This window comes from Streptomyces sp. NPDC002088, assembly GCF_040296605.1.
Classification (GTDB): domain Bacteria; phylum Actinomycetota; class Actinomycetes; order Streptomycetales; family Streptomycetaceae; genus Streptomyces.
The window spans coordinates 588153-606576 of the sequence record NZ_JBEOXO010000003.1; the positions used below are offsets into that span (position 1 = coordinate 588153).

Annotated in this window: 10 protein-coding genes and 2 pseudogenes; 8 read left to right on the plus strand and 4 right to left on the minus strand. The window is 65.8% G+C overall.

The window, feature by feature from the left end; all coding sequences use genetic code 11:
- The first annotated feature begins 170 nt into the window (after positions 1 to 170).
- Both ABT114_RS09885 and cpt read left to right on the plus strand, forming a co-directional pair.
- A complete protein-coding gene (locus ABT114_RS09885; protein ID WP_351140485.1) occupies positions 171 to 953 on the plus strand; it encodes a sulfite exporter TauE/SafE family protein in 783 nt (260 codons plus the stop codon).
- 74 nt (positions 954 to 1027) lie between these two features.
- Entirely contained in the window at positions 1028 to 1591 is a 564-nt protein-coding gene (gene cpt / locus ABT114_RS09890; RefSeq protein WP_351140487.1) for a chloramphenicol phosphotransferase CPT, read from the plus strand.
- Positions 1592 to 1597: 6 nt separating this feature from the next.
- Here cpt and ABT114_RS09895 read toward each other — a convergent pair whose 3' ends face one another.
- From ABT114_RS09895 to ABT114_RS09910, 4 genes and pseudogenes are all read right to left on the minus strand, one after another.
- The gene (locus ABT114_RS09895; RefSeq protein WP_351140489.1) at positions 1598 to 2218 is read right to left on the minus strand and encodes a class F sortase; all 621 of its coding nucleotides are present in this window, start codon (positions 2216 to 2218) and stop codon (positions 1598 to 1600) included.
- A gap of 148 nt (positions 2219 to 2366) precedes the next feature.
- On the minus strand, positions 2367 to 2888 hold the full coding sequence (locus ABT114_RS09900) for a GVDTG sorting domain-containing protein (RefSeq protein ID WP_351140492.1): 522 nt from the start codon (positions 2886 to 2888) through the stop codon (positions 2367 to 2369).
- Between the two features lie 313 nt (positions 2889 to 3201).
- Positions 3202 to 3446: pseudogene (locus tag ABT114_RS09905) on the minus strand (TetR/AcrR family transcriptional regulator); the annotation flags it as partial.
- 60 nt (positions 3447 to 3506) lie between these two features.
- Positions 3507 to 4019 carry a hypothetical protein gene (locus tag ABT114_RS09910; RefSeq protein WP_351140494.1) on the minus strand — a complete coding sequence of 171 codons (513 nt, stop codon included), beginning with the start codon at positions 4017 to 4019 and terminating at the stop codon, positions 3507 to 3509.
- Between the two features lie 436 nt (positions 4020 to 4455).
- Between ABT114_RS09910 and ABT114_RS09915 the strand changes: the two genes are divergently transcribed.
- The 6 genes and pseudogenes from ABT114_RS09915 to ABT114_RS09940 all read left to right on the plus strand — a co-directional run.
- Positions 4456 to 8145, plus strand: a complete 3690-nt coding sequence (locus ABT114_RS09915) for a LamG-like jellyroll fold domain-containing protein (RefSeq protein WP_351140568.1) — start codon at positions 4456 to 4458, stop codon at positions 8143 to 8145.
- A 118-nt stretch (positions 8146 to 8263) separates the two neighbouring features.
- Complete coding sequence (locus tag ABT114_RS09920; protein WP_351140496.1) at positions 8264 to 15244, plus strand: polymorphic toxin-type HINT domain-containing protein; 6981 nt, start codon at positions 8264 to 8266, stop codon at positions 15242 to 15244.
- A 6-nt stretch (positions 15245 to 15250) separates the two neighbouring features.
- The gene (locus tag ABT114_RS09925) at positions 15251 to 15919 is read left to right on the plus strand and encodes a hypothetical protein (RefSeq protein ID WP_351140498.1); all 669 of its coding nucleotides are present in this window, start codon (positions 15251 to 15253) and stop codon (positions 15917 to 15919) included.
- 439 nt (positions 15920 to 16358) lie between these two features.
- Complete coding sequence (locus ABT114_RS09930; protein ID WP_351140500.1) at positions 16359 to 16844, plus strand: hypothetical protein; 486 nt, start codon at positions 16359 to 16361, stop codon at positions 16842 to 16844.
- A gap of 36 nt (positions 16845 to 16880) precedes the next feature.
- Positions 16881 to 17318 (plus strand): SUKH-4 family immunity protein, encoded by a 438-nt coding sequence (locus tag ABT114_RS09935; protein ID WP_351140502.1) that lies wholly within the window; start codon positions 16881 to 16883, stop codon positions 17316 to 17318.
- 212 nt (positions 17319 to 17530) lie between these two features.
- Positions 17531 to 18194 (plus strand): annotated as a pseudogene (locus ABT114_RS09940) (transposase); the annotation flags it as partial.
- Positions 18195 to 18424 lie beyond the last annotated feature (230 nt).

An 18424-nucleotide genomic window follows, 5' to 3' on the forward strand; every position in this document is an offset into this window, starting at 1 on the left:
TGTGCGGGGGCGGGGTGTGGGGGGCTGCGGCGGGCGTGCGGGGGTGGGGTGTGGGGGTTCGGCGGGCCTGCGGCGGGCGTGCCGGGGGGTGGGGTCTGGAGTGGGGGCGTACCTCAGAAAACCCTCAGGTACGTGGACGGCACATGCATTCCGTCCCTAGGGTCGCGATCATGCCCGACATATCGCTGACCACGCTCGCCGTCCTGTGCCTCGCTGCCCTCGCGGCCGGCTGGATCGACGCGGTGGTCGGCGGGGGCGGTCTCCTGCTGCTCCCGGCGCTGCTGCTCGGGCTCCCGACGAGCACCCCGGCCGCGTACGCGCTCGGCACCAACAAGGCGGTCGCCATCGTCGGCACGTCGGGGGCGGCGGTGACGTACGCCCGCAAGGCCCCCGTGAACGTGCGCACGGCCGTCCGTATCGGCCTCGCCGCCCTCGTCGGGTCCTCCGCGGGGGCCTTCTTCGCGGCCGGGATGAGTACCGAGGTCCTCAAACCGGTGATCATGGTGGTGCTGCTCGGCGTCGCCGCCTTCGTGATCCTGCGCCCCGCCTTCGGTACGGCCCCGGCCGTCGGCCCGGCCGGCCGCCGCCGCGTCCTCGCCGCGATCGGCCTCGCGGGCCTGGGCATCGGCTTCTACGACGGTCTCATCGGCCCCGGCACCGGTACGTTCCTGGTCCTCGCCCTCACCGCGGTGCTGCACCTCGACCTGGTGACCGCCTCGGCCACCGCCAAGATCGTCAACTGCTGCACCAACGCCGGCGCCCTCGCGATGTTCGCCTGGCAGGGCACGGTGCTGTGGCAACTGGCCGGCCTCATGGCCGTGTTCAACCTGGCCGGCGGCACACTCGGCGCCCGCACGGCCCTGAAGCAGGGCAGCGGCTTCGTCCGGGTCGTGCTGCTGACGGTGGTGTTCGCACTGGTGGCGAATCTGGCGTACGAGCAGTGGGTGGCCTGACGCACTCGGCGTACCCGGCGTACCCGGCGGAAATCCGTTGCGGGCCTGCTGGGGGATGCTCCTACAGTGGCGCGGTGACAACTCAAGTGATCGTGCTGAACGGTGGTTCCAGCTCGGGCAAGTCCGGGATCGCCCGGTGTCTGCAGGCCGTCCTGCCGGAGCCGTGGCTGACCGCCGGGATCGACTCGCTGGTCGACGCTATGCCCGCGTCCCTGAAGACGTCGGCCGCCGGGATCGAGTTCGCCCCGGACGGCGGGGTGAACGTCGGGCCGCAGTTCCGGGCGCTGGAGGCGGCGTGGCGGGCGGGGGTCGCCGCGACGGTCCGGGCGGGCGCCAAGGTCATCATCGACGACGTCTTCCTCGGCGGAGCCGCGTCCCAGGAGCGGTGGCGGGAGCCCCTCACCGGTCTGGACGTGCTGTGGGTCGGCGTCCGCTGCGAGGGCGAGGTCGCCGAGGGCCGCGAGATCGTCCGGGGCGACCGGGTCCCGGGGATGGCCGCGTCGCAGGCGGAACTCGTCCACAAGGGTGTGGTCTACGACCTGGAGGTGGACACCACGCACACCGAGTCCCTGGTGTGCGCGCGGACCATTGCCGCTGCCATTGCTGCCGCCGCTGACGCTGCCGCTCGGGTGGGATGACCGCACTCAGCGGCTGTTCGTGAGGTGTGCGAACACGACCACGTTCCCCTGATATCCGGTGCTCCGTGAGTAGCCCCCACCGCAGGTGATCACCCGCAACTCGGGCCGCTTCGCCGCCCCGTACACCTTCTCGTCGGGGAAGTCCTTCGCCTCGTACACATCCACCGCGTCGACGGTGAAGAGCGCCACGCTGCCGTCCCGCCGGTCCACCTCGATGGCGCTGCCCTTCTTCACGGCGCCGAGGTCGTAGAAGACGGCGGGGCCGTCGGCGTTGTCGACATGGCCGGCCACGATCGCCGTGCCGGTCTCGCCGGGGGTGGTGCCGGCCTCGTACCAGCCGGCGAGGTTCTTTTCCCCCGCGGGCGGGACGTCGAGGCTGCCGCTGCTCGTGAGCGCGAGACCCATGAGCGGGGCGTTCACGCGGATCGACGGTATACGGATGCGGTCGGGCGGCGACGGCGGCAACGCGGGAGCGGCGGCGCCTTCCTCGCTCAGGTCGGCGTGCGCCTGCGCGGCGGACGGCTGCGGCGGGGCGTGACTCCCGGCTCCGCCGTGCAACAACCATGCGCCCGAGCAGAGTGCGACCACGGTGACGGTCGCTATGGCGCTGTTGCCGACCCTGCGCATGCCAGCCTCCTCTTTCTCTCCTTCTTCCTCTTTTCTCTTCTTCCTCCTCCTCGGAATTCGGCCCCGAGCCCCCTCCGGGCCGCGAGGGGCGTCGGACCCGGAGGGGGAGGGGATGCGGTACCGGCGGACGGACAGCGGAGGGTGTCCGTCAGATCCCGTCGCCTCTCGCCCGGCGATGCAGGAGCCAGGTACCGCCCGCGGCGGCGACGGCAAGAGCCGCCACGCCTGCCGCGGTCTGTACGGGATCGGGGCCAAGTGCGCCGCCGACCCCCGTCTTCACGCTTCCTCTCGGTTGCAACTGCCCGTGCAGGGCAGCCAGGGTGACCTTCAGATCACCCTTGACCTGCCGGCCGCCCTCGGCACACGTCGCGACGATCTCGTACGTCCCCGGCTGCGCGCTCGGCGGCACCCGGAACTGCCCGATCGCGTCGTCCTCGTGCGTACTGGGGGCCAGCGTGAACTGCCCGGCGCCCACCGCGCTCGCGTCGCCGGTAGCCGAACCGCCGTTGCCGCATGCCGCCGTGTTCACCGTCACCAGGTCGCCCGGCACCGCGGTGGACGGGTACACCTCCAGGCTGCCGGTGTCCCCGCCGTACGCGGGTGCGGCGACCCCGCCCGCAGCGACAGCGGCGAGCGCGGTGCCGGTCAGCAGACGGGCGGTTCGTCGCATCGGTGCTCCCTCGAACTCATCGACGGGGCGACGGCCCGCGACACCTCCAAGTGCCGCTGCGTCGGTCGTGCCCCTGCTCTTTCGAGGTAAGTGGCAGCGGGACGAACGCGCTTCCTGAGGGAGCGTCAAAAATAGTATGAATGGGTGTCAGGGGCCCAGCCGCAGACCGCCGCCCCTCCGCTGTTTCAGCAGGTCAGGAGCGTGGAGCGGGCGGCCCACGGAAGAATCCCGAAGGGCGCACGGCGCGGGGGTGAACGGGTGAGGCGACGGGGGCGGTCGTGTCAGCGCGGCAGCCGTAGCGCCAGCCTGTCGGGTTGGGGCCGAGACAGGCGAGACGCACCTGACCGAGTACCGATGACAGCCACGGGTGCCGTAGCGCCGTCGTACGGAAGGCGTGCGCGGGGCCTCGGTGACGGTGGCGCGCCAGTCGGGGCTGTCGGCGGGCGGTACGCCGATCTCGGCGGCGACCTCGTCCACGGCGAGCTCCATCAGCTCGTCCTTGGTGGCCACGTGCCGGTAGAGGGAGGTCGCGCCGGCGTTCAGGCGGGCGCCGGCCTTCGGTGGCGTTCAGCGAGGTGTGGGGAGAGCGGCATGCCGTGGCCCTCTCCCCACACCCGCTCAGGCCTTGCTGCATGCCCCTCTCGCGCTGAAGGTGAGTGCTCCCTTGTTCGAGCCTGCTTGCTCTGCCATCTCGGCGGGCACGGGGCCGGCTCCGGCGATGAGGCTCCACTTGCCCGACACGAGGAAGGCGCCCTCGTCAACGGAGGCGGTGCCGTCCAATTCCCACCCACGGGTCCGCAGCCGACCGACAACGCGCTGCAGTTCCGCCTCGCCCGGCACCTCCGGGGACAGTGCAGTTGCGTCTATCGCGCACTCGCGTCCCAAGGGGGCATCGGGAATGCGCAGTTCGCCTGAGATGATCTGAGCGGCGAAACGAAGGTCGCTTTCTGCTTGCGACCTCGTCTTCTCGGCGCTGGACGACGGCGATTTGCTTGCGTCGGCTGACGGCGACGCCGAAGACCGGCGCGGTTCCGGTGCGGCCTCGGGATGGTTGCTGCCGCAGCCCGTGACCAGCAAGATCGCTGAGACCATGGCCGCGATCGCGGTCCGTGCGGCGCTCAGTTCTCTCATAGCCCCCTCTTTCCATTCAGGTCGGGCATGAGACGCCGGACCGGGGCGGAGTCTGACATGTATCGAGCAGGCTTGTAAACGCGCGGAAGCTGCCGGTAGGAACAGTGGAGTTGGGGGCAGGTGGTGTGCCGTCCATTCCGATTTGTGGGCATCAGCCCGCAATTGGCAAGGCCCATGGAACGGCTCAATTTCCCGTCTTATAAATCACTTGTTTCGCACCCCGTAATGAAGTGTCCGCATTTGAGAAATCACCCTCCAGGGTTTCGCGGGTTTTTGCTTTTTGCTTGACAGTTGTTGGTTGATGCATGTGTCATGTGCTCCACCTGTGTTGATCTTGTGAGCGAGGGGTGGGGCAGTGGGGGACGGGGGACGGCGTGCGCGAAGAGCCGCCGGAGGGGGCCGGGGGACCCTGGCGTGGCTGACAGCGCTTGCCGTGATGGTGACGGTTCCGGCATTCGCGCCGGTGCTGACCGCGCCGACAGCGATTGCCGCCGAGGGCAGTGATCTGTCGGAGTCGGAGCAGGCGCAGCAGCAGGCGGCGGAGTCCGGTGAGCCGGTCGAGGTGGTGGGGGAGCGCACCGAGCGGGAGACGGTATTCGCCAATCCTGACGGCGAAACATTCACTCTCAACAAGTCGATTACTCCAGTGCGGGTGGAAAAGCCCGGGGGTGGCTGGACGGAGCCTGACGCGACGCTGGTGAAGCGGGCGAACGGGTCGATAGGACCGAAGGCCGCTGCGGTCGATCTGTCGTTCTCGTCCGGTGGAGACGGCAAGGACCTGGTGACGATCGCCGACGACGGTCAGTCCGTTGCGCTCGGCTGGCCGGGGAAGCTGCCGGAGCCGCGGCTGGAGGGTGCGCGAGCCGTCTACGAGAACGTGCGCCCGGACGTGAACCTGATCCTGACGGCGACGGTGGAGGGCTTCCGGCAGGTGCTGGAGGTCGAGACGCTCGAGGCCGCCAAGGATCCGGCGCTCGCCTCGCTCGAGTACGCGATGGACGTCGAGGGCCTGCGTATCCGTGAGGGTGCGGCCGGGAGCATGGATGCGGTGGACGGCAACGGGCAGGTCGTCTTCCGTTCGCCGTCGGCCCGCATGTGGAACTCCGCCGGCCAGAGCATCACACCCGAGAGCAGCGAGGGGACGAGCACTCAGACGACCGCGGTCCGCCCCCTCGCGCAGGCCGCGCAGGAGGAGACGCCGGAGCCCGAGTCGCGTCCAGCCGGCCCGGTGGAGGAGGGCGATCCCCTGGCCGGCCCTGGTGCGGGTGCCGAAGCGGCCGTGATGGACGTGGAGGTGACCCAGGAGAAGGTCGTCGTCACTCCGGACGCCGATCTGATCGCGGGGACGACGAGTGCGGAACTGCCGTTGTACATCGACCCGTCGGTGGAGCTGAACGAGTCCGAGCGGACGGTGCTGTCCTCGGACGGGGATGTGTTCTACAACTTCTCGGGTGGCGACAACGGCATGAGCGTGGGCCGTTGCAGTTCGGCAGTGATCGGTGGTGTCCGCTATTACTGCACCTCCGGCAGCGCCTACACCAACCGCATGTACTTCGAGTTCACCCCGGGCAAGCTCAAGGGCAAGCACGTCCTCGATGCGAAGTTCGAGGTGACCGAGACGTGGTCGTTCTCGTGTGATGCGCGCTGGGTGGATCTGGAGCGAACGGACCCGATCTCCTCGTCGTCGAAGTGGCCGGGGCCGGGCGGACCGAAGTCCGACAACACCTGGGACCAGATGGGCGACCGGAACGTATCGGCAGGGCGCGGCAGTGCGTGTGATCCGTCGCAGCCGCGCGCACCGATCAAGTTCCAAGACAATGCGGACGAGCCGGATGAGAACCTCACCCCGACGGTGAGGGCGTTCGCGTACGGCAAGTTCTCAACGTTGACGTTGATGCTGAAGGCGAAGGACGAGTCGGACGCGGTCGCGTGGAAGCGGTTCGACGACGACGCGGTGATCGTGGTGACCTACGTCGGCAAGCCGGCCGTGCCCACTGAGTACGGCCTGGATACCGGTACGACCGAGATCTGCTCCAAGAGCGAGTCGGCGCCGACGACGTGGTCGAACCCGCAGCCGAATCTCGCGGCCACGCCGCAGACGGTTGCGGGCGGGGAGAGCAGTGCGTCTCTGCGTGCGTACTTCGACATCGACGTGAAGAACGGCGACACATGGTTGGATGCGGCGCAGCCGGCCACCGGCTCCCTCAGTCCCGCGACTGGCTACGTGGGCGACGGGGCTGATCAGAACAAGGTCTGGACCGCGACTCTCGCCGACGGCAAGCAATACCGCTACCGTGCCTGGACCCAGTCCTACTACAACAGCGGCGCTGACTATTTGGGCAGCAGCCCGACCCCTTGGTGCTACTTCACGGTGGACAGCACTGGCCCGAAGCCGCCGTCGATCACCTTCAACTCGGGTTACACCGCGTGTCCCGGCGCCTGTGTGCCCTCCGGGGGGCCCGGGAAGGCGGGCAGCGTGACCTTCGGCCCGGCCAGCGGGGACGTCAACGTCGCCTACCGCTACAAACTGTCCACAGATGTCACATGGAGTGACTGGAAGCCGGTAACGGGGGCGACGCTCACGCAGACGATCACCCCGATGGACTCGGGCACGATCACGCTGTCCGTTCAGGCCAAGGACGCTGCGGGACGGCCAGGAGGAGAGAACAGTGTCCGGTTCCTGGTCAGCGCGGGCGAAGCTCCGTTGGGCCGGTGGACATTCAATGAAATGTCCGGACCTGCCGTCGACGTATCGGCGACCGATGCCGCGCAGCGCGACGACGTGACGGTCTCCGGCGGTGTGCGTATGAACACCGGTCGCCGTGGCATGGTGACGGAGAACGGCGCCACCACTGAGGACAAGGCCCTCAAGGTGGGCGGCCAAGCGTACGCGGCGACATCTGGGCAGCTGCTCGAGACGCAGGTGTCGTACACGGTATCCGCGTGGGTGCGGCTGGATGCCACCGGCACCGCGGCGACGGTGCTGGGGCAGGACGGCACGTACTACAGCCCGTTCTTCCTCGGGTACTGCGCCGGATCGAACAGGTGGTGCCTGCGCCTCGCGGACGCCGACGCCCCCACCACCGGGCTGGACGGCCAGCGGGTCAACTCGCTGGAACCGCCGCAGATCAAGGTGTGGACGCATCTGGCGGCGGTGATCGACACCAGCGACAAAAAGCTCACCCTGTACGTCAATGGTGTCGAGCAGGGCCACGACGACCTCACCACCGGCGGCTGGTCGGCGTCGGGGGCGCTGCAGATCGGCCGGGTGAAGTACAAGGGCTCTTACGTCGACTACTTCCCCGGTGAGGTGGACGAGGTCGCGGTGTGGCAAGCTACCAAACTGCCCAGCGAGATCGCTGCTGAGGCCAGCCCGGTGGACGCCGACGGCAAGGCGTATGCCGAACTTGTCGCTCAGTACGCCCCTGAAGGTGCTGCCCCAGGCGACAAGTCACTGGCCGACCTGAGCGGTTACAGCAACCCGCTCAGCCTGTCCTCCGGAGCGACGCTGGACGGTGAGGCGTTGGTCCTAGACGGCACTGGGGCAGCGACCGCTTCCCGGCCGCTGGTGGCCGACACGGGTTCCTTCACCGCGGCCACCAAGGTCGACGTGGATGCCAACGGGTTGGCAGGTAAGCCGGACGGTTACACCGCGCAGGTTCTCGGCCAGCGCACAACGACCGGCTCGTCGTGGAGCCTGTGGGTGGAGAAGACCAGCGTGTCGACCGAGGAGGAACTGGACGACGACGGCAACGTCATCTTGGACGACAACGGCGTGCCGAAGACGCGGTCCGTCGTGAAGGCTCGCTGGCACTTCGGCCGTCTTGCTGCCAACGGCACCGAGACCAGCGTGGTCGGTTCCGAAGAGGTCCTGGATGGTGAGGTAGGCCTGGTCGGTGCCTACGACGCCCGCGCTCAAAAGATCACCCTCTTCGTCGGCAGCGAACGTCAAGGAGATGACCCCCTCGCCTTCACCGCATCCGCGGGCAACGGGGAGTTCGCGGTGGGCAAGGGCTGGACAGACAGCGCCTGGAGCCACTACCTGCCTGGCCAGGTCACCGACATCCGGCTGTGGGCGGGCGCGGTGACCGACCCCACTCAGGTGGAAACGATCGTCGGCTACTGATCCCGTTCGGTGCCCGCCAAAGAGCGGGCACCGAACCCCGCCTATCGCCCCATCGCCTCGCACCAAGCCTCCGGCCGACCGCACACCGGCTGCCCTTCATCCTTCGGAGAGCCTTCCTGTGTCCCTTCGCCTGCCCCTTTCTCGCATACGCGCCCGTCGGAGCGCGCTGACCGTACTGCTCGCGGCGGTGTTGTCGCTACCGGCGCCGCTCACACCGCTGGCGTCGGCGGCTGAGCTGCCGGGCCGCCCGGACGTGCCCGGTGTCAAGCCGACCCAGGTGACGGAAGCGTCTTCACCTCAGGCCAAGGCGGCCCGGGCCAAGGTGGCCAAGGAGAAGAAGGCCAACCAGCGCCTGGTGGAATCGGCTGCGGCGGAGCGCCGGGCGGCAGTCTGGCCGAAGCCATCCGCCTCCACCACGGACCTGGCCGGTTCACCGGAGGACAAGACTCTGGTCACCGTGAAGGCGGTAAAGGCCAGCACCACTTCACGCCAAGCACGTGCGCTGGCCTCGGGCAAGGCGAAGGTCACTGTTCTGGACCAGAAGGCCGCCCGCCGCGCGGGGGTGACCGGCCTCGTTTTCACGGTCGCGGCCGACAGCCCGGGCGCGGCCCAAATCTCGGTCGACTACAGCTCGTTCGCTTCGGCCGTTGGCGGAAACTGGTCCTCGCGTCTGGGCCTGGTCACCCTGCCGGCCTGTGCCCTGACGACGCCTGAGAAACCTCACTGCCGCGCCACCACTGCACAGACGTCGGACAACGATGTTCAGGCGCAGACCATCTCCTCCCGCACCACTCTTGCCAGCACCTCCGCAGCCGCGCCGACGGTCATGGCCCTGACCGCTGTGTCAGCCACGACTTCCGCGGCGGGCGCCGGTGACTTCAAGGCGACACCGCTGGCAGCCTCAGCCAGCTGGCAGGGCGGCAGCTCGTCCGGATCGTTCACCTGGTCGTATCCGATCACCATGCCGCCTGCTGCCGCCGGCCCGGCGCCGTCCCTGGCGCTGTCCTACGACTCAGGAAGCATCGACGGACGTACTGCCAACACCAACAATCAGGGCTCCCTCGTGGGCGAGGGCTTCGACCTGACCTCGTCCTACATCGAACGCAAATACGGTGCGTGCGAGGACGATGGCCAGACCGACAAGTACGACCTGTGCTGGAAGTACGACAACGCGTCGATCGTGCTGAACGGCAAGGCCACCGAGCTCGTCCACAACGACGGTGACACCAAGGATGAGTGGCACCTGAAGGACGACGACGCTTCCAAGGTCACCCGGCTGAAGGGGGCGGACAACGGTGACGCCGACGGCGAGTACTGGAAGGTCGTCACCAGTGACGGCACCACTTACACGTTCGGTCTGAGCAAACTGTCGGGGGCGGGAAGCGAACGCACGGACTCGGTCTGGACGGTGCCGGTCTTCGGTGACGACGACACCGAGCCTGGTTACGACAAGGGCAGTGAGTTCAAGGACCGGGCGCAGACGCAGGCCTGGCGGTGGAACCTCGACCTGGTCGAGGACGCGCACGGCAACGCCTCCACCTACTGGTACGCCGCGGAGACCAACTACTACGCCAAGAACGGCGACAAGACCGCACTGGCCTCCTACACCCGCGGCGGCTACCTGAAGGAGATCCTCTACGGGCAACGCAGCGACACGCTGTTCACCGCTCCTGCGTCCGACAAGGTCACCTTCACCTACAAGGAGCGCTGCACTGCCACAGACTGCTCCTCGCTGACTGAGGACACGGCCGACAACTGGCCCGACGTTCCCTTCGACACCATCTGCTCAGCTGACGAGGACGACTGCAACGCCACCGGACCGGCATTCTTCACCCGTAAGCGCCTGACCAGCATCGACACCTATTTCTGGTCGCGGGCGGCCGAGCCGGATGCGTTCCTGCCGGTCGACTCCTACGCCTTGGGCCAGACGTTTTGGGACGGTCAGGACATCGGCAACAGCTCCGACCAGGTCCTCACGCTGAACTCCCTGACCCGGACGGGCAAGAACGGCACAGCCATCGCCGTGCCCCCGATCGAATTCACTTATCAGCAGCGCCCCAACCGGGTGGTCGGCGGGACACAGCCAGGTGGCGGCGACATTCTGGACATCACCCGGCCGCGCATCGCGTCCATCATTTCGGAGACCGGCGCGATGACGTCGGTCACGTTCTCCGATCCCGAGTGCGTTCGCGGCAGCAACATGCCTGCGGCCGAGGACGACAACAGCCTCTCCTGCTACCCGGTCTACTGGCCGATCAACGGCGGCGACCCACAGCTGGACTGGTTCCACAAATACCGCGTCACGGACGTCACCACCAACGATCCCGGCGCCGGCAATCCAGGCACCCAGCTCTCCTACGAGTACTCCACCCCGGGCTGGCACTACAACGACGACCCCTTCACCAAGGAGAAGGAGCGCACCTGGTCGATCTGGCGCGGCTACCAGAAGGTCACCACCTACACCGGCGACCCGGGCACCACGCGCTCGAAGACCGTGCAGCTGTTCATGCAGGGCATGAACGGCGACAAGCGCAAGGACGGCACCACCCGCACGGCCGTCATCAAGGGCATTGACCTCGACAACATCGCCGGCAATGACCCCGCGACCACGAACGACGACCTCGATGTCGCCGACGCCACCGACAACGACTACTACGCCGGCCAGCTGCGTCAGCAGATCACCTACGACGGCCCCATCGCGATCTCCACCACCGTCAACAACATCTGGGCCAAGCAGACCGCGAGCCAGCAGAAGTCCTACGCCAACATCAAGGCGTATTTCGTCAACAAGGCCCGCACCTACAGCGACACCTACCTGACCGCGGCCAAGAAGTGGCGCATCGCCGCCACCTCCTATACCTACGACACCACCTATGGCATGGCCACCCAGGTCGAGGACCATGGCGACTGGTCGGCAAGCGGCGACGAGACCTGCACCCGCACCTGGTACGCGCGCAACGACGCCAAGGGCCTGACTGCACTGGTCTCCCGCACCCGCACCGTCGCCAAGCCCTGTGCGAACACCGACGACACCCTGAACCTGCCGGCTTCCTCGACCGCCCGCGGCGACGTCCTGTCCGACACTGCCGTCGTCTACGACAACCCCGCCGCAACCGGCTGGGCACCGGGACAGGTTCCGACCCTGGGCCTTGCGACCTGGACCGGCCGCGCCAAGGCCTACCCGGCCGCCTCCGGTACCGCCGACCGGAATCCCCTGTCTGCCACCGGCTGGCAGACCGTCACCACCACCACCTACGACACCGCTGCCGCGAAGCTTGGCCGTCCACTCACCGTCACCGACGCCAAGGGCCGCGCGACGACCACCACCTACTACCCGGCCGCTGCCGGCCCGCTCACGACCCAGGTCGTCGTCCAGCCGAAACTGTCCTCCAACAATCAGGCCCACCAGACGGTCACTCTTTACGACCCAGCCCGCGGCACCGAAAGCTACACACTCGACATCAATGCCAAGCGGACTGAGTACACCTACGACTCACTCGGTCGTGTAACGGCGACCTGGCTGCCCGATCGCTCCAAGTCAGGCGGCGACAGCCCTGACGCCAAGTTCGGCTACGGTCTCGAGCGCGACAAGGCTCCCTGGACCTCCGTGTCCACGCTCAAGGCCGGAGGTACCGATTACGACACCATCTACTCCCTCTACGACTCCCAGCTCCGCCCGATCCAGACACAGTCCTCGTCGCCGCTGGGCGGACGGACCCTGACCGACACCCGCTACGACAGCCGAGGCCAGGCCTACGAGTCCTACGCCGACGTCTGGGACAGCACCACTGCACCCAACGGCATCTACGCCCAGGCCCTGTATGGCGGTGCGACCCAGACTCAGACGCAATTCGACGGCGCCGGACGCGCCACCAAGTCGACGCTGCTCGTCGACGGCGTCAAGAAGTGGGAAACCGCCACCACGTACACCGGCGACTCCACTGCCACCACCGGCGTCCAGGGTGGCAATGCCACCCGCACCATCATCGATGCTCTCGGCCGCACGGCGGAGACGCGCACCTACGCGGGCACTCAGCCCAATGACACCACATACGGCGCCTCCACCGGCACGCCCTACACCAGCGTCCGCTACACCTACACCCGCGACGGCAAACCGGACATCGTCACCGGCCCGGACTCGGCCAAGTGGGATTACGACTATGACCTGTTCGGCCGCCAGGTGAAGGCCGAGGACCCGGACAAGGGCACCACAACCACCTCGTACACCGATCTCGACCAGATCGACACGACCACGGACGCCAAGAACCGGGTCCTCCTCTACGACTACGATGAGCTCGGCCGCAAGACCGGCCTGTGGCAAGACGAGCGAACCGAACCCAACCAACTCGCAGCCTGGACCTACGACAGCGTCCTCAAGGGCCAGCCCACCGCGTCCATCCGCTACGAGGGCGGCAAGACGGGCAAGGCCTACACCAAGCAGGTCACTGCCTACGACGATCTCGGCCGCGCCACCGCCACCAGCCTGACGCTGCCCTCCGACGACCCGCTGGTGACCTCCGGCGCCATCGCGGAGACGAGCACGTTCGAGACGACCTACCGGACCGACGGCACGGTGGGGACCATCCGGGAGCCGGCCGCCGCGGGCCTGGGCTCCGAAATCCTGGAGTACCGCTACAACAGTGCGGGCCTGCCCAACGAACTCTCCGGCAAATCCGGCTACCTGCTCGCCGCCGACTACACCGCTCTCGCCCAGGTCGGCCAGCTCCAGCTCGGCACCTCCACCGCGAGCGGCACCAAGCGCGTCTTCCTCACCAACACCTATGAGAGGGGCACCGGCCGCCTCCTGAGCGCCGCCGTCGACGATCAAACGCGCGGCCCCGTCCAGGACCTCACCTACACCTACGACCAAGCCGGCAACGCCACCTCCATCACCGATAGCGCCGACATTGGCACAGGCGCCGACAACCAGTGCTTCACCTACGACGCCTACCGACGTCTGACCGAAGCCTGGACCCCCAAGACGCCCGACTGCGCTACTTCCGGACGCACGACGGCCAACCTCGGTGGCCCCGCCCCGTACTGGACGAGCTACACCTACACCGCCTCCGGTCAGCGCCAGACCGAGAAGCAGAACACCGGCGCGCCCGTCACGACCACCTACTGCTATGACGGCACCCGCACGCACGCATTGACCGCCACCACAACTACGGGCAACTGCACCGGACTCACACCTCAGTACACATACGACGCCACCGGGAACACCGAAAAGCGGGTCAGGACAGCCGGTTCCACCACCAAGCAGACCCTCTCCTGGAACGAGGAAGGAAGGCTCGTCGGCCTCACCGACGACGCCGCGGCAACCTCGACCAACTACCTGTACGACGCCGACGGTGAACTCCTCATCCGCCGCAACAACGCCACCGACGGCGAAACCGTTCTCTACCTCGGCGCGACCGAGGTTCACCTCAAGACCGGCAAGAAGTGGGCCAACCGCTACTACAGCGCGGCCGGCGCCACCATCGCCCTGCGCACCAACGAGACCAGCACCGAAAAGCTGAGCTTCCTCGCCAGTGACCGCAACGGCACCAGCAGCATCGCCATCACCAGCGACTCCGCTCAGACTCTGAGCAAGCGCTACAGCACACCCTTCGGCGCAAACCGCGGCCAGATGACCGGCGTGTGGCCCGACGACAAGGCCTTCCTGGGCATGAGCGTCGACGCAGCTACCGGCCTGACCCACGTCGGTGCACGCGAATACGATCCGAGCACAGGCCAGTTCATCAACGTCGACCCCCTGCTCCAGCTCGACCTGCACCAGACGCTCAATGGCTACAGCTACGGCATGCAGAACCCAGGCACCTTCTCCGACCCGAGCGGCCAGGGAATAGCCTGCGGAGTGGGACACGAAGATGACTGCCCCACGAACGACTCCAACGGCGATGGTGTGATCCTGCCCGAGGACAGGGGGAGCGACTACAACCCAGGCCCGATCACCTGGGAGGACGAAGGCCCTCAGGGGAAGGACCTGGACAAGGACGGCTACATCACCCTCCTCCCTGGCGTCTACATCCCCGCCGAATGGTCTGGCACCGGTGAGTTCATCCAGCACTTCTACAGCCAGCTTGAAGAGCTCGGCACGATCTACGGCCTCGAATTCTATTTGGATAATCCGGAAGCGCCGATTGCCCGAGCCGATGTAAGCCATGCGCTTCTCGATGCATGCCATAAGTCGGGCTGCCCAGATAAAAAGCAGTTCTTCGTAAACTGGTTCGGGGTCAACGTGGCAGCCTCGATGAGCGAGGGGGGAATCGGAGGAAGAGGCCCCGGGCTGCGAAGCCTGCTAAATGGGAAGAAGTCGCCGTCGTGCAAATGCTTCCTCGCGGGCACCGATGTCCTGATGGCTGACGGCACCACCAAGGACATTGAGGACATTCAAGTCGGCGACGAAGTCCTGGCTGCAGACCCTGAAACCGGGAAGCAATCGCCGCATAAGGTCACGCGCCTCATTCGCACGGACGACGACAAAGAATTCAACGAAATCTCGATGGCCACCCAAGAAGGGGTCGAGCAACTCACTGCAACACACGAGCACCCCTTCTGGTCGCCATCCGAGAAGCGCTGGGTCGAAGCTGGATACTTCAAGCCCGGGATGACCCTGCTCACTGGCGATGGCAGTGCGGTCATTGTCACGGGCAACAGAAAATTTATCAAGCATGCGCGCGCCTACAACCTCACGATCGAGGGCCTGCACACGTACTATGTGCTGGCGGGCGAGACTCCGGTGCTCGTTCACAACAGCAACTGCGGTGTGGGTGACGCCCTAAAGGGCTGGCAAACTCGCTACTTCCAGATGGGTGACCAGCATCTGCGCCTGACCAAAGAGAGGATGCAGCACATACTGGAGCGTCACCACCCTTCGTACCGCAAGGGGTCAGACAAGGCGACGCAGACGAACTTCAGGAAGAACATGTCGATCCAAGACGTCGAGGATGCGATTAGCGGCGTTGTTCAACAGAATCGTGGAATGATTTCGAGTCGAGGAGTCAACGACACCTATCAGGTGGAAGGCGTTTACGGAGGGGTCACCTACACGATGGGAATTAGCAATGGAAGAATTGGCCAGTTCTACCCGCACTGACAACTGATGATCATTGTTGAAAGTTACGCGATGATCCGCCCCCACGAGTTCATTCAATTCGAGTCGATGCAGGATACCTCGACGGAGATTGACCTGATTGAGGGCGCAGTCGAGATTGCTATTGGCGACTGCGTGCTGATCGATACCCGACTCTGGGACTACCTGTACCCCTTGTGGGCTTATCTGGCGGATTCTGTTTCGACGCTACGGGCGACGGGGGCAGGCTCCTTCAGATTCCCCGACCAGCCCATCCAGGTTGAATTTGAACGAGCACCTAAGGGGGGGCTACAGATAACTGTCTCTGGGGACGGGGAGACTAGAAGGGCTATCGCTAATGAGTCCGAGTTCCTTCAGGCTCTGCGTTCGCGCGGCTCGGATTTCTTCAGCAAGCTCTCAACTCACTTTCCTGCAGAGCAGGCCTTGATCGAACGTAGCTGGAAGAAACTGCTGCGTGATCCGGTCGACTCCTTGCTGGCCGATATCCCGTGGGAGGAACGCGTTGGCGAGAGGCTATCATCCGCTTTTCGTCAAGCGGAGCGGGTTGTGGGCCGCCGCATGAATACTGCGCAGCGTGAGCGGCTGATTTGCGATGTCGCGGGACGGCGGCTGTCTTTCGGCGAGTTGGTCTCACGCGCTGAACGTGAGCTTTGCCGCGCACAGCCGGGCCGTTCTTGACGTCACACCTGTTCGTGGTAGCGAATCTGGAGGCGAGGCGTTCGAGGTCGGGGTGCTCCAGATGGAACACGGCCGCACCAGCTGAACGAAGATCACCAAGCGCCATGAGACGTTATCCAGAAGGGCTCAATGTGTTCGGTAACGCTTCCCTGCACCACAATCTAGAGTTTCCCGATTGCATCTCGAAGGACCGAGGAAGATCAGTTCCCGGATAGTCGGGTTGAATTGCTAAGTACCTTCAAGGTCGGGCCACCAGAGATCTTGCCAGTCGCGAAGAGATCGGCTTGGTGACGCAGGTTCAGCTGCGCAGTCTACAATCCGCGGTTGCGGAGGCCACGCGGGGAGGCGTTCCTCTGGGGCGTTTGGTGAAAGTGGGTGGGTGGGAACTCAAGTTCAGTCAGCGACCGACTGATCCGTTGCCAGCGCGATAGGGATCGAAATGTTGAAGATCGAGGGGCTGGCTCCCTGTGATGGCTCCACCGTGGAGGTTGATCCGTGGGTGCCGTTGAAGGTGTCCTGGGACGTCGATAGGGAGGCGCAACCGCTCTACCTATTGATCGCAGGCGCCTCTGGCGGCTACTTGGAGCTAAAGGTGCACCCTGAGTCCGGCGCCTTGTTGAGTCTGACCGTCATCGACCTTCCGGTTGAAGTGGGGTACGTGGAACTGAAGAGCCCGGCGGAGATTATCGATTCGCTTGTTCCGGTTTTTGATGTCGCTGAATGGGGTGATGTAAGTGGAATTCCTCCCGGAAAGCGAATGGTTAGATTGGAGAGTGAGATGACTTACTCGCAATCGCCGGACCGGTTCGTTCTCAGTTTTTCGTGCGAGGATTCTCGATCGCGCGTTCGGTGCGGCTCCGCCTCGGTCGAAATATCGGAGAGCGGTGGATTGGCACGTCTGATCGCGACAATTGGGCGAGGTTAGGAAAGAGCGGCTTATGGGGGTGCAGGGGGAGCTTCGGTGGCTATTTCGTCTGTCAACATCTCTGTTGCGGGTGGCGGACCAGACTTCATTGTTCCGAGCGGGTTCTTCGCCTACCGGACACTGGAGTTGGCAGAGAGGGTCGACGCGGGGGAGCGCAGGTTCCTGATTCGGTTCGGAATCATCGGAAGAGTGACGTCCGTCTTTCTGGATGAAGATTCCTGGGAAGTGTTGTCTGGGCTGTATTCGGGTGACGTAGTACTGGTCAATGCATCCATGAGTAAATTTATGGATTGCATTTCCGGGCTGGCGGATATGGTTCCTTTCTACTCTGCAGACTCGGATTCTGGGGAGTGGGAGGCAGCAGCGCAAAGGGTGCAGGAGTTCATCTGCGAAGTCGACCCTTCCGCTTATTATGAAGGCGGGTTTTGGTATGACTTTAGATGGGATGTATCCATGGGTGACTTCCACGAGTGAGAGGATGAGCGGCGCCCGCTAACCCTGGCCCCGCTTCTTTTTGTGGTCGGCCTCAGGGTGCGTCAGGACAACCTGTGTGCGGGATCCTCGCCGGACTGCATGTCGCCTCGCTCATCCGCTGGCCCCGTGAGTCAGGCCGGGCCGACGGATACGAGGCAACGGCCATCAGTCCCACTGAGCTTAGCCCTCCGGTACGGCTTCTCCTGCCAGGTCCGGCCAGACGGGCAGTGGAACGCGATGAGTAGGCGATCTGTGGCTGGGTGAAGGAGACCTGGCCGCAGGCGAAAGCACCGCGGCGGCGCTCGGGCATGGATCGTCTTCGAGGGCGAGGTCGGCTTCTCGAGGACGCCGCCTACCGCACGCACCTGGGCCCGCCGGGGGCACACGCCCGTCATCCGGGTTCAGGGCCGGCCCCGCACCTCGCGCCAGCTCTCCGTCGCCGCCCTGCCTGCTACAGAGCAGGCGAACGGCCCCGACTGATCTACCGGCCCAGGCGGCACCACAACCGGCGCGGCGACCGCAGGCGCTTCGCCTGGAGCGACTATCGCGACCTGCTGATCCCCGCTCACCGCCAGCTCGGTGCCCCCATAGTCCTGATCTGGGACAACCTTGGCACCCACGTGTGTGCGGACATGCGAGCGTTCATCGATGGTCAGGACTGGCTGACCGTCTACCAGTTACCCGCCTACGCGCCCGAGCTCAACCCGGTCGAAGGCGTGTGGTCGCCGCTGCGACGCGGCTACACGGCCAACGTCGCCTTCACCAACACAGACCACCTCACCCGTGCCGTCCGCCAGGGCCTTCGCAAGATCCAGTACCGCCGCTCTCTTCGACGGCTGCCTCGCAGGAACCGGACTCGCCCTCCGGCCCAGATAACTCACTACGACACCGCGAGTTCAAGATCAGAGATTAAACAGCGGGTCGCTCAACACGTCGGGGCGCCACTAACGGATCTGAGCGAGCAGGGGGTAGGCAAGTCCCTACGCCGGTGGCGCCTGTCGTTCGACGACCTTACTGACTTCGGCGTATTAGGGTCAGTCCGGTCTGTCGAGAGCGAGGCCCGTCCCGGCGAGGAATCCGCCGAGGATGCCGTGCCGGTACTGCAG